Below are 13,317 nucleotides of genomic sequence, written 5' to 3'. Positions count from 1 at the left end.
GCTTTCTATTTTATTAGCTAATGGCATACAAGATACCTTTGCATGTCTGTCATCCTGACCTACAAAGGATCTAAAGTAAGGATTTTACATCCCCATTCCTTCCCATAGGAATAATCCGAAACCCATAGCTGTAATTTTGTGACGGAATTTGATACTGCTCTAATGGCTGAGACACATCAGTCCAAGAATCATTACCTCCTACACCCATAGTTCTTAAATCCACATTCACAGTAATCTTATTCTCTTTCTTCAATTTAAACCAATGTTTTGTTTTTTCGATTTGCGCTTGTGAATACGGCCATGCACTGATATTCAATGCTTGGTGCCCCACAATCAAAACACCTGCACCTTTACCTTTCAGTGCAAACCAGCGCACTTCCATACGGTTGCTATTTTCCTGTGGCACGAGATAGGGCTCCATGAACTTCTCCAAGGTCATCTCATAAACGCCCAAATCAAACCCATAAGCACGATCAGGATACGTCTCCATAGCTCCCAATCCATAGTATTCTATTTTTTCAAAAGTGGGATTCACACCCATCTTTACACCCACTTTCGGTATATTCGGAAGTCCTTCTTTTACCGTCAGCCGATATGCTATATCAACAATCCCAGTTGCACTAACACGATAAGAAACGGTCACGATAGCCGAATCCTGCGGTAATGTATAGGTAGACTTAAGTACGAATACCCCGTCTTCCTGTTGTCCCTTCATCGTAATAAACTTGGGCGTATTGTACCAGTATTTCAGTTTAATATGCGGTTTCCATCCCCGTCTTTCATTTTCTGTAGCCGGACGTATAAAGTTCGGCAAGATGGCCTCTTTGATGATTTCCTGCCCCTTCGAACGATAGCTTGTCAAAGCGCCATTATTCTTGTCAAACTGTACCTGAAAATCTTTTCCTTTTACCAGATACTGATCGGTTGATTCCACGATATCCAAATTTCCTAAAGTGGCTTCCATTGTAGGCGCGAATGTCTCCAATGACTGCCAACGTATTTGAGACGAAGACACGACAAATCCGGCCTTAGCCCATGTTTCGTCGGCCCGCAGTCGGAATTGCACATCAATCTGATATTCTCGATTTTGCTTGGGCTTTGCTGAAATATATCTTGCTAAGGAAATCAGCGTAGAGTCACCTGCTGCCAACGCAATTGGCTCTATTTTGATTTCACTGATGGTTAGCCCATTTTCACGTATCAATAGGTAGGGTGCGTAGTAGTCCAAATCCAGCACCGCTGCTCTGTTTTTAATCTGCACAGTCAGCTCAGCGGTATCGATCAACAACACTTCAGCTGGTTGATAGATACGCTTGTTGTCATACATTGCTGCCTTCGGTCTGCCCCAAGAATCGACAATTCCATTCAGATTGAACGCTCCATTATGAATCTTCTCGCCAAAGTCCCCACCGTAAGCCAGCACGTCGCCATACACACTGTCGCGACGGATTAAACCCTGATCTTTATAATCCCAAATAAATCCACCCACGAGCCGGGGGTAAGTTCTAAAGATATCCCAAAACTCCCTCATATTCCCGGTCGAATTTCCCATGGAATGAGAATACTCCACAAACAAAATAGGTCTCTTGTCGTCATTATCCTGCTCTAGCAATAATTTTGGCGTAAATATTCCGGGATAGAACCGGGATACAATATCCACATAATACTGATCTTGCCTGTTTTGTATCCGGTGAGCGTGATCATTTGATTTTGGATAGCGTGGATCGGACGGATCGATATAGCCGGGCAATTGATGACTACCCATTGCCGGTTCGTAATGAACAGGCCGTGTGATATCGAAATCATGTATCCACGCTGACATGGCGGCTGTAATCGGACCTCTGCCCGATTCATTCCCCAAAGACCAAACCACAATTGAAGGATGATTTTTATCTCGTTCCAACATACGCGTCACTCGTTCCATATGAGCCGGCAACCAGCGTGGATCATTCATTAGCTTGCCCCCTAGTCCATGAGTTTCGAGATTAGCCTCGTCCATAACCATCACCCCATACTTATTGCATAACTCATAGAAATACGGATCATTAGGATAGTGTGAAGTACGAATGGCATTGAAATTAAACTGCTTAATCTGACGGACATCCGCCTCTATATCCGAACGGGTCAACGCCTTACCTCGCACCGGGTGGTGATCATGACGGTTTACACCATAAAAATAGGTGGTCTTTCCGTTGATTAACAGCTTTCCGTTAGTCTTCGAAAATTCTACACTTCGGAATCCTACATCACAGCTTTTTGCTTCCAATAGTTGATCCTCCTGGTCATATAACGACAGTACCAATTTATAAAGATGTGGTTGTTCAGGCGACCACTTCTTGGGATTTCCAACTGTAGTCTCCAATAAGCCGAACTTTACATTATCTAACCTCGGATAGATTTCGTTGAAGATATCGGCCGCTTTTCTTTCCAGTTCATTTGCAAGTAGAGGTGTGCCATCTGCTTCATAGAGCTGTGCTTTGACCATAAAACCTTGGATACTGTCACCGGAAAAATTATCAATCTTGGGTCGTATCGAGAACGTGGCATCGGTATAATTTTCGTCAAGCTTAGCCTGCCAATGAAAATCAGCTATACGCACCTTAGGCTCAGCCATTAAGAAAACCTCGCGCTGTATACCACTCATGCGCCAATGGTCTTGATCTTCCAAATAGGAGGCGTCACTCCAACGAATCACCTGTACGGATATTCGATTTTTTCCCTTTGTAAGATAGGGAGTTGCGTTAAATTCAGATGGCAAACAAGAATCCTCAGCATAGCCCACGTAGTGTTCATTGATCCAAAGATGATATGCAGAACTCACACCACCGAAATGTAATGTAACATTCATTCCGTTCCAGTGTTCAGGCAAGTCAAAAATCTTTTGATAGGACCCTACAGCATTATAGTCCTTTGGTATACGTGGAGGATCAATGGGTTGGAAAGGATATACCGCAGAACGATAGATCGGGATGTCATATCCCTGCATCTCCCAGTTGGAAGGCACTTGAATCTTATCCCAGCCTTCCACAGCTGCTACATGGAAATCTTTGGGCGCATCGGCAGGCTTCGAAACATAGTTAAAATCCCATGTTCCGTTTAAAAACATCAAACGTGGATTTTGTTCACGGTCATTTTGTAACGCCTCTTCAACACTTGCATAGGAGTAGGCTGTCGTGCGGGCAGGTTCTCTATTAATTGACGTGATCAATGGATCTTCCCATGCGGAAGCAATCTTACCATTCGGTACAGGTGGAATTACAGCAGGCTTGCCATCCACGGTTTGCCCGTTTGCTAGCAAACTACCTACTAAGGTAAGAAATAGTATACTTAGTGCTTTTATCATTAATCTATAAGACTTTCTGTGTACGAACTAAATTACAATCGATAATCCACTTCGTATGCCACACCCGCGTGTACTTCCATGGTATATGTATCCTGATCCAACTGCACGATCGTACCATTCTTGGATTTTGGTTTTGATTTACTTTTTATCTTTAGCGTACCGACTCCAATAGGCGATTTCACTTTGATCTTTTTTTCAGAAACATACAGATCGATCTCTCCAGCAGGTGTAGGCACCTTACCTTCCATCCACTGCAAAGAAGCCAAATACGGATCGATTTCATACGTTTGATACCCGGCAGAAGTAGGTTTCACCCCTAAATAGTACTTACCCAAAAGGTAGATCGGACTAGCTCCCCAAGAGTGGCATAGGCTCTTTCCAAACTCCCGACCATACATTGTATAATGTTCCGCTCCTGATTTAGCTGGATTAAATTCTTCCCAAAATGTAGTTGCTCCAAGCTTCAGCATCCCTCCCCAATAAGACTTCATCTCTTGCATTACATAATCTTTCTCTCCCATTGCACATAGTGATTCCAATTCATAGTAACGCATATAAGGGGTCATAATTTTTTGCACCCGATCATTCAACAAAACATTCGTCTTGACAGCTTGTTGTTGCTCGTTAGATAGATAATCAAAAAATACCGCAAACATATTCGTATAACGGGTAACATTCTCTGTCTGTTTTCCGTTGATCCGGCTGTGTACAAAGGCTTGTTTTGTCGGATTCCAATAGTAGTCAAATAATTTTGTTTTTAATAATTTAGCTTCCTTATCATAAAAAACTTGATCATCTTGTTGCTGTAACAGATTGGCACATAAAGCCATTGTTTCTAAGCTGCGGCAGAGTAACAATTGCTCGAAACTAACTTCACCCTTTTTGCTCAGCCCATCTGCCCAGTCGATAAACACCCAATCGCCTGATAGACCTTCCATTAACCCATCCTTGTTTCGCCGCGCCAAACAAAACTCCATTAGGCTTTGCATACGGGGATATACCGCTTCAATAAATTCCTTATCTCCTGTATATTGATAGTAATCATAAATGCTCAAGAACCAATAAAAGGTATAATCCATAATGGTATTAATATGGCTCATGGTGGGTTCCTTGCCCCGCAGCGCGAGTATCGTACGCTTCACTGTTTCTGAATCAAAACCTAAGTAATAATTCATGGCATAAGACTGATACGCATCGCCACTCCAGATCCAGCGATCCCTTTTGATGCCATCGATGTAAAACTCCCGCGATGTCAACTCCATCGTATATTTAGCTACCTCCCAAATGTTGTTGAGCTCTTCATCCGAACTTTTGAATGCACCGCGATCCTCCACCGGCAGGTATTCATATTGCATAGATACCTGATCAAACGAAACATCACCTTGCTTTTCAATATAGACGTATCGAAAGGCTTTGGATAAATCCAGCGTGCTATCGGTTGAAGAACTACGAGCTACCTCAATATAATCTAAAGTTTCGCAGGTTGCTGTTCCCAAAGCCTCTTCTTTAGACTCTCCATAGTAGACAGACAGTTTTCCGTTACCTTTTAATTGGTGAAAGGTTAGAAAACCAAACGTATTCTTACCGAAATCGACTAAAGTGCCGCTCCCGTGCTTCGTAGAGGATACAGCTTGCTCCAATCGGGTCGGCAATTTAAACTTGGAAGGAAACCGTGTCGGTTGATCAAAATTCCAGTGACCCGCTTTGACATAGGTCGTACCTGATTGGTCGGAAGCCTTTCCTGTCTCATCGATCCATTCTTTGTCCTCAAACGTAACCAACCAATCTTTGCTCGTATTGACCGTTTTCCCGGATACATACAGTGCAGGCACATGTCCTTGGTTATAGACCTTAATAGTGATCTTCTGTTTTCCCTTTTTTAAATTAAGCTTCGCGGGCATGCCCGGTATCATTTTGCCGTTTACTTTAACATTGTACTTTCCTTCGGCGACAATAGCTATTTCTTCATCAGTTGGTACATCAAACTCTTTGTGGAACTCGACTAGCACATAATGGTTATCCATTCGCCAAAACGGAGGAAAAAATGTCCCTCTTTCCGTCCTACGATTCTGCATATCGTTACTCAGCCAAACCTCGAAATCACCAGGATACCAAATCCAGGTAGCGCTCTCCTGTGCACACAGCATAACAGAAGAAAACAAATAACAAAAGAAGAAAAAATATCTTTTCATATGTATATAACTCGTTTATATTGTCCTATGGAACTACCCAAGGTATATCATGACTGATCTACAAATTATTGATAATCAAACTACAGGTTTAATAACTTGTGCAAATTGTTGCACATAGACTTAATTAGCGATCAATCACAAACATACTTTATATCAACGACTTATCTTTATAAGATCTTCTCTAGCTATTATATTATTTTAGCATGAAACAGGTTTAGTACGTTAAGATACTGACGGTTTATAACCTCTTGCGGCATACCATAGAATTACCACATAACACACCAACGGGATCACATATCCTATCTGTGTATTATCATTCGCATTATCAATGATACCACCCATCAGGAATGGAAAGATAGCTCCGCCAACGATAGACATAATTAACCAAGATGATGCTTGTTTTGTTTCGTTACCCAACTTGGCGATGCCCAAAGAGAAAATCGTAGGGAACATAATAGACATAAAGAAGCCTAAACCGCCCAATGCATATAAGACAGCCATACCTGATCCAAATACAGCAATTGCTGCCAGTAAAACGGAGATCAATGCATAAGTAGATAGTAGCTTACTTGCAGTAGTGTATTTCAGAAGAAATGTACCAACAAATCGACCGGCCATAAACAACAGTCCATATACCCCCAGATAGTATCCTGCTGTTTTTTCGTCTACGCCTGCACCTTGTTGAGCCATTCGAATAAAAAAGCTGGTTACACACACCTGTGCCCCGACGTAAAAAAACTGGGCAACCACAGCAAAAGTCAAATGTTTATGACGAAGTACCGAAAAGAATCCCTCATTCGTGTCAGGGTCGTTGTTTTCACTTTTGCTTTCCTTAATTTCAGGAAGCTTGACAAATATAAAAATCACGGCTACGAGGAGCAAAATAACCCCTAGCGCTAAATAAGGCAATTTGACAGAAGCCGCTTCTGATGTGAGATAAGCTAAACGCTCCGCTTCGGCCATAGCACCAAGCTGTTCTTCGGTATAGCTCCTGCCTGACAAAATAAAAACTGTACCTAGTATGGGGGCAACCATAGCGGCTAATCCATTGAACGAGGCGGCTAGATTAAGACGTTGCGTAGCGGATTCCGGAGGTCCCAATATGGCCGCATACGGGTTTGCAGCAGTCTCCAAGACAGCCAATCCGCATCCAATGATAAATAGTGCCAATAAAAATAACTCGTACATGCGCTGATCTGCGGCAGGAATAAACAAGAAAGCGCCCAGTGAAAAGGCAAGGAGACCTATGATAATCGAAGCCTTATAACCCAACTTACGTAACAAAAAGCCCGCGGGCAATGCCATGACAAAATATGCAAAGAAAACAGAGGTGTCTACCAAAGCAGATTGGCTATTGTCCAGCTGACAGGCTTTTTTCAAATGCGGAATCAAAACCCCGTTTAAATTATGGGCGATACCCCACAAAAAAAACAGACTAACAACAAGTATAAATGGAAACAAATAATTCTTAATCGAATTACCTGTAACGGCGACGTCTTTATTCGAATCGATATGCATATGTTGAAGGTTATTTAGAAGTTGTTTCTTTGCGTTTAGCCAGCAAAATATGATCAGCTACCAATACGACCTGCCCATGCTGGTTAATTATTTCAACATGTTCTACCACGGTACCGTACGCTGGATTTTTGGCCTCTGATTTCTCAGAAATGGTCACTTCAGCATGTATCGTATCGCCAATAAAAACCGGCTTAACAAACCGCAAACGATCGTAACCTTTAGAAAAAGCTTCAGGATTGATAGCCGATGCGGTAAGTCCGATACCTATGGCAAAAATCATCGTTCCATGTGCAATCCGCTGACCAAAGGGCTGCGTTTTGCACCATTCAGCATCCATATGATGTGGAAAGAAATCGCCCGTATGGCCCGCGTGAACCACGAAGTCGGTCTCTGTGATCGTTCTTCCCAATGTTACACGCTTGTCCTCCAACGTATAATCTTCGTAAAATATTGATTCAAAATGCATATTTAGATATTAGTATTTAGATAACAGATAGGAGACTAGCTCAAACATTGTATTTGATAGACTGCCCCCCTCCGGTGCTACTTTGGTAAGCGGCTTCCACGATAGCCATCGTATCAATGACATCCTCCACCGCTGCTGGTAAAACATCTATTTCGCCCAACTTAAAGCACATCAAACTAGCCATACTGCCAATAAAAGCGTCCGGAAACCAAGAGCCATCAATTGGATATTTCATCCAGTCCGATGCTCCATCGTCGGACTTCAAACAGTATTCAAAAGCGTCGGGAACACCGTCTGGGTAATTCATCAATAGCCCCATCTTTGCTTTGATAGCACCTTTTGTACCTTCCCATTTGATATAGCTCTCTTGATGCCGTGCACCGAAGTCATGATCGTGATTGGTATTAACCACCGCATGTACCGTATCTCCGTAGTCAAATAACAATGTTGTTCTACTGGAAGATAGCGTCTTCGCCGGATGTTTCAATGTCTTTGCATATATACTTGCTGGATTTCCTAAAAAGGAACGGATCAGATCGATATAATGTACGCTATGGTATAGAATTTCCAGACGGGGATGGATCATCACATGAGGAAACAATTCCCAAGGTGTTTGTACCGTCACCCGCACTTCCATATCATAGACATCTCCAATATATCCCTGTTCGATCAACCATCGTGCAGCGTTCACGAATGGTGCTTGTCGTAATTGACAGTTAATTGCCGCAACCAAGCCCTTGCGTTGGCAAACTTCCAAAATGGCTTTTGATTCAGGATAATAATCGCCCATCGGCTTTTGAATCAACACTGCCGCTCCATCAGGCAAAGCCTCCAACGTTTCGATAAACTGGCTTGGCATGATAGTAATATCGTACACGGCATCGGCAGGTGCTTGCGCCACTGCATCCGCTACAGAATCAAATACATGAGGTATAGTAAATTCCGCGGCCAGGGTCTCAGCTTTCGCTCGGGTACGGTTCACAATACCATAGACTTCAAAACCCGCTTTCTTGTACGCTGGCAGATGTGCATCTTTTACAATCCCCCCAGCCCCTATAATCACGATAGGTAATCGAGTCTGCGGCAACTTAGCCTTATATTCAATATTCATCATTGTATCTTGTTTATCTTTGCCTGCGCCTCTGCCAACAACGCCGAACTTGCAGCATCGGCAACGATAGCGTCACTCACGGTTTTATCGATTATATGCGCAATATCAGGCCAATTTGACAATCTTGGTAAAGTACGAGCAGTCTCATGTAATTCCCCCAGCTTATTATAAAACGGGATATTCGCATTAATGGTATCATCATACCAAGTTGAATAACGGCAGCCCACACCGCCGGCCAATGTCAAAAGTCTATCTTGCTCCTTGCCGACAGCAAAACGTAAAAAGTCATATGCCTGCTCTTTCAACTTACTTCCTTGTGCAATAGCATAGAGCCAGTATACATTTAAGGAAGGCGACGGCACAAGAAGGTCTGCAGGTATAGGAGCAATATTTACACGTCCCTTTACGGACGACGACGCATCAATCTGTGCCCAAGATGCAAAACCGAACCAGTTGACCATCATAGCCACCTCGCCATTGGCAAAAGCTTCTCCAGCTTTTACAGATTCAGAAATTGCAGAATTTGGATGTAAACAGCTTTCCTGTTTAAAAAGCCGACGATAAAAATCCAATGCGGCGATCGCCATTGGTTGATTGAGATCTATTTTCCCCCGTTCATCGAGCAACTCGCCACCTCGCGACCACAGCTGTATACAAAAATCAAAAACCGCGTTATGTCCATCCGGGTAACCCGCAAAGATAGTTCCGTACAGATGCTGTTCAGGTCGTGTGAAAAAAGATGCGACCTGCAAAAAATCCGACCAAGTCCGAGGTACCTCAAGCGGCCGTTGATATTGCTTAAAGAAATTTTCCTGTTCGATCGCACTGCTAAATAAATCTTCACGTACCACGAGACACTCCGGTCCGTCATGAAAAGGTAGTCCTACCACTTCGCCATCAAAATTTTGGAAGCTCAGTAAGCTTGGACTCCATGCATTATTGTAAGCTTCGACCGGCTGCGTGTCCAAAAAGTCATTTAACACATACAATCCTTTATCGGCATAGGCTTTTGCGATCCAATCCGTATTAATATGGACGATATCCCATTCGCCGTTGTGAAGCCCATCCCTTACCAATAACGCATCATAAAGCTGTTCCAAATTCATTGGTACAAATTCCATATCGATTGCGATGTTGTGGCTTTCCTTATAAGACTGCCAGCACGATTGCAGTGCCTGCTCAAAAGGGCCGAACTGCCGGACTGCGAAACGTAATTTAGCCATACAATTCCTTTATAATTTTGTGATTATGCTCCCCTAATTTAGGAGAACCTTTGGTCGAGCGCAGCACCTGTCCGTCAATCCGAATAGGACAACGGGTCGTCGCATATTCAAACCCATCACCCATGAATACCTGCTGTATCATATCGAGCACTTTAAAACCATCATGTTGCAACAATCTATCCCAATCCAGCACATCCGCACACCATATATCCGCTGCTTCCAAAATTTCCAGCCAATAAGCTGTTTTCTGCGTTACCAAATGCTTTCCCAGCACATCTTTGATGGCATCACGCCGTACAAATGCCTGCTCGCCATCGACAAAATTTTCCAAGTTTTCACAATCCAGTAATTTTCCGAGGAAAGGAATCGATCCCATCGCCAATGCGATATATCCATCTTGGGTCTCATATATGCCATAAGGTGCTCCAAGATAAGCATGGGCATTACTCACAGCTGTGCGTTGCGGCAATTGCCCTCCATCCCTAAAGTAAGTTGTAACAGCTTCAAACTGAATATCGACAGCCGAGTCCAACATGCTTACCTTTACATGTGCTCCAACATGCTGAATAGCTCTTCTATATAAACAAGCCAGTATTGCACTACTAAGATTAGCTCCAGCAAACATATCTACGATAGACAAGCCCATGGGAACGGGGCCATCGCCTGTATTCCCACTTAGCCAAGTCATGCCAGTGATCGATTGTAGCAACAGATCCTGTCCCGGCTTTTTTGACCAAGGCCCAGTTTCCCCATATCCCGATATTTCACCGTAGATCACGCTCGGATTGATTTCACGTACTTTTACGTAGTCAAATCCAATGCGCTCCATCACGCCGGGCCGAAAATTGTGCATGACCACATCCGCCTGTTCAATAAGCTTAACGATGATCCTTCGATCCGCCTCATCTTTTATGTCCAATGCGACACTTTCTTTATTGCGATTAATCGCGTGGAACACCGTCGACATTCCATTAAGCTCCGTATCCGAGGTATACATCTGTCTACAGATATCTCCGGTGACCGGTTTTTCTATTTTGATCACTCGAGCGCCCAAATCAGCTAATCGCAAACTAGCCAAGGGGCCAGAGAGAAATTGACTAAAGTCTACTACTGTAAAATCCGCTAATGGCAACATATTAATTTTCCAAATAATCTATTTTAATCCTTTCATTATCCTGTCCCACCTGAGGCGCGGGCTTACTCGAAAATAAGTAATGTCCATCTATGCAAAAGACACTCCTCGTGGTTTTTAGCGCTGTACCATCATTTAGTTCTATATTTTGCAGCATACGCGAATTAACAAATCCCTCACTGCTAAAAAATCGAGGGTAATCATTGACTTCGGTACACCAAATCCCCTGAGACTCGAGCAAAGATACCCATTCTGTTGCGGTCTTTTGGAGTACAACTTCGCCGATTTCCTTCATGATTACATCACGAGCGGAAAACCAATTTTCCTTCTGTTCATAATGATCTCCCGAAAGACCTAGAATAGTTGCCAGTACCCGTAAATCTCCCATAGCCAATGCCAAGTAACCACCGGCTGTGCGATACAATCCATAAGGAGCACTCAAATAGGCATGCCCCCCACCTCGTACTTTACTACGTTGCGGCAGTTTCCGCCCATCATTCAAATGGGTGGTCAATACCTCAAACTGCATATCCAATGCTGATTCCAACAAACTCACCTCTACCAATACACTTTTCTTGGTGCGCGAGCGCTTCAGCAGTGCTGCCAATATCCCCTGCGTCAAATGTGTGGCGCAATACATATCGATGACAGCCAGACCAAAAGGGACGGGCCCATCGCTTTCGCTGCCCGAGAGCCAAGTAAGTCCCGACATCGATTGAACCAGCAGGTCTTGCCCCGGCTTCCTAGCCCACGGCCCTGCTTTGCCGTAACCTGTTACGCTAGCGTAGATAATCTGGTCATTGATCTGACTTGCACTCGCATAATCCAACCCCAATTTCTCCATGATACCTGGTCTAAAATTGTGGGTGATCACATCTGCCTTTTTAATGAGCTTTTTGATTATCTCGATATCCACTGGATCTTTTAAATCCGCAGCATAGGATTCCTTATTTCGATTGATCGTATGAAAAACCAAACTACTATCATCCACGAAAATATTCTTTATCGCGATCTGCCTACCAGACTCCCCTGAACCCGGGCGTTCGATTTTAATCACGCGCGCACCCAAATCAGCAAGGCGTAATCCAGCAGTCGGGCCTGCCATAAATTGCGAAAACTCCAGTACCAATATTCCTTCTAACGGCCTATCCATTGATTTTTAGAGATTCTTTATACATTCTATTCAATTCTTCCAATACGTCCAATTCATCGCCTCCATCACGTAGATAATTCACCACAATATCACCCGCATGGTCTTGAAAATACATATGTCCATAATACCTTGGTCGTAAAAAGGCACGTTCAAGGGCCGGTAACGTCGTCTGAAAAAAATTCGAGGTGCGTCTATTTACTTCTTCGTCCTTCCAAGCTTGCAAATGTCCAGGCTGGCCTCCATTCTCCATATACAATGTTGTCTGTACGACAGGCGAGGCTACAAATTCTGCATATTTGACGGCGATATCGATATGCGCGGAGCGAGCGGAAATAGCTAATCCTGCTCCACCCAATGTGCTCGTCATAGCCCCTTTATCTTCTAACGTGACCAAATCATGAAAATGCAGCAGGCGACGGCCGTAACCCCTACGGGAGTAATTGGAGTAACCATAAGCAAACGGACAATACGCAATATCATCCTGATTGACCATATCCTCATAAACCATAAAGGGGTTCTTGCTGTAGAATCGCTTATCCACATGGTCGGCCAGAGATTTGAACAGCTTTAAGGCATGCACACCGACGGTTTCACTAACCACTTTATCGCTATTCAGGCACGGTTCTTCACCAAGTGAACAACAAAACATATAAAAGCTCATCAGCACATCAATAGGGATTAGTGAAAAAGCCACTTTTCCCATTTTTGCCAACGCCAATAGTTCCTCAAATGTCATAGGAACCGATATTCCAAGCTCAGCCAGCAAATCTGGTCTACTTGCTGCAACTGGAGTGGCGGCATCAATAGGCAGCGCCCACTGTAACCCTTCAAAATTATAACTGGTATATGATTTGCCTACACTATTTTGCCTTTGATCTTCCAAAAAAGCATTTGGCAGCAAATTGTCTAAAGCAACAACCATTTTCTGTGCCGCAGCATGACCCGTCCACGGATGGTCGATGACGAGAAGATCGTACTCCGCTGCAAGCTCCGTAATTGACTTATCCGCAAACTCTTGTAAAGTCCGCTTCTTCCATGTGATTTCTACCTCCGGATGCATTTCTTCAAAACGCTGGGTTGTAGCGACCATAGGTAGCAGTCCACGTGAATGTCCCCATGTAATCCCTTTGAGTCGGATTTTATTGCTCATATCGTATTTCCTTGTTCAAACTAGTCTAT

Annotated in this window: 9 protein-coding genes; all 9 read right to left on the bottom strand. The window is 43.6% G+C overall.

Annotation, left to right across the window (positions count from 1 at the left end; all coding sequences use genetic code 11):
• Positions 1-70 precede the first annotated feature (70 nt).
• Entirely contained in the window at positions 71-3,343 is a 3,273-nt protein-coding gene (locus FAZ19_RS01440; RefSeq protein ID WP_136818821.1) for a glycoside hydrolase family 2 TIM barrel-domain containing protein, read from the bottom strand.
• 32 nt (positions 3,344-3,375) lie between these two features.
• Positions 3,376-5,535, bottom strand: a complete 2,160-nt coding sequence (locus tag FAZ19_RS01435) for an alpha-L-rhamnosidase-related protein (protein ID WP_136818820.1) — start codon at positions 5,533-5,535, stop codon at positions 3,376-3,378.
• Positions 5,536-5,757: 222 nt separating this feature from the next.
• The gene (fucP, locus tag FAZ19_RS01430) at positions 5,758-7,053 is read right to left on the bottom strand and encodes an L-fucose:H+ symporter permease (RefSeq protein ID WP_136818819.1); all 1,296 of its coding nucleotides are present in this window, start codon (positions 7,051-7,053) and stop codon (positions 5,758-5,760) included.
• 10 nt (positions 7,054-7,063) lie between these two features.
• Complete coding sequence (locus tag FAZ19_RS01425; RefSeq protein WP_136818818.1) at positions 7,064-7,519, bottom strand: MaoC/PaaZ C-terminal domain-containing protein; 456 nt, start codon at positions 7,517-7,519, stop codon at positions 7,064-7,066.
• A 40-nt stretch (positions 7,520-7,559) separates the two neighbouring features.
• Positions 7,560-8,633 carry a Gfo/Idh/MocA family protein gene (locus FAZ19_RS01420; protein WP_229707313.1) on the bottom strand — a complete coding sequence of 358 codons (1,074 nt, stop codon included), beginning with the start codon at positions 8,631-8,633 and terminating at the stop codon, positions 7,560-7,562.
• A complete protein-coding gene (locus FAZ19_RS01415; RefSeq protein WP_136818817.1) occupies positions 8,630-9,853 on the bottom strand; it encodes an extracellular solute-binding protein in 1,224 nt (407 codons plus the stop codon). The genes FAZ19_RS01420 and FAZ19_RS01415 overlap by 4 nt, the downstream gene beginning before the upstream one ends.
• Positions 9,846-10,988 (bottom strand): CaiB/BaiF CoA transferase family protein, encoded by a 1,143-nt coding sequence (locus FAZ19_RS01410; RefSeq protein WP_136818816.1) that lies wholly within the window; start codon positions 10,986-10,988, stop codon positions 9,846-9,848. The genes FAZ19_RS01415 and FAZ19_RS01410 overlap by 8 nt, the downstream gene beginning before the upstream one ends.
• A 1-nt stretch (position 10,989) precedes the next feature.
• A complete protein-coding gene (locus FAZ19_RS01405) occupies positions 10,990-12,138 on the bottom strand; it encodes a CaiB/BaiF CoA transferase family protein (protein WP_136818815.1) in 1,149 nt (382 codons plus the stop codon).
• Positions 12,131-13,288 (bottom strand): ABC transporter substrate-binding protein, encoded by a 1,158-nt coding sequence (locus tag FAZ19_RS01400; protein ID WP_136818814.1) that lies wholly within the window; start codon positions 13,286-13,288, stop codon positions 12,131-12,133. Before FAZ19_RS01400 ends, FAZ19_RS01405 begins: the two co-directional genes overlap by 8 nt.
• Positions 13,289-13,317: the final 29 nt, after the last annotated feature.

Source organism: Sphingobacterium alkalisoli, from assembly GCF_005049105.1.
Lineage (GTDB): Bacteria > Bacteroidota > Bacteroidia > Sphingobacteriales > Sphingobacteriaceae > Sphingobacterium > Sphingobacterium alkalisoli.
The sequence above is the reverse complement of the archived record's forward strand: the minus strand, read 5'-3'. Positions and strand labels throughout refer to the sequence as shown.

Bases quoted from the DNA above. Each gene is read 5' to 3' on its own strand.
- fucP (WP_136818819.1), bottom strand. From the start codon at position 7,053: ATGCATATCGATTCGAATAAAGACGTCGCCGTTACAGGTAATTCGATT.
- FAZ19_RS01425 (WP_136818818.1), bottom strand. From the start codon at position 7,519: ATGCATTTTGAATCAATATTTTACGAAGATTATACGTTGGAGGACAAG.
- FAZ19_RS01410 (WP_136818816.1), bottom strand. From the start codon at position 10,988: ATGTTGCCATTAGCGGATTTTACAGTAGTAGACTTTAGTCAATTTCTC.
- FAZ19_RS01435 (WP_136818820.1), bottom strand. From the start codon at position 5,535: ATGAAAAGATATTTTTTCTTCTTTTGTTATTTGTTTTCTTCTGTTATG.
- FAZ19_RS01405 (WP_136818815.1), bottom strand. From the start codon at position 12,138: ATGGATAGGCCGTTAGAAGGAATATTGGTACTGGAGTTTTCGCAATTT.
- FAZ19_RS01440 (WP_136818821.1), bottom strand. From the start codon at position 3,343: ATGATAAAAGCACTAAGTATACTATTTCTTACCTTAGTAGGTAGTTTG.
- FAZ19_RS01415 (WP_136818817.1), bottom strand. From the start codon at position 9,853: ATGGCTAAATTACGTTTCGCAGTCCGGCAGTTCGGCCCTTTTGAGCAG.
- FAZ19_RS01400 (WP_136818814.1), bottom strand. From the start codon at position 13,288: ATGAGCAATAAAATCCGACTCAAAGGGATTACATGGGGACATTCACGT.
- FAZ19_RS01420 (WP_229707313.1), bottom strand. From the start codon at position 8,633: ATGATGAATATTGAATATAAGGCTAAGTTGCCGCAGACTCGATTACCT.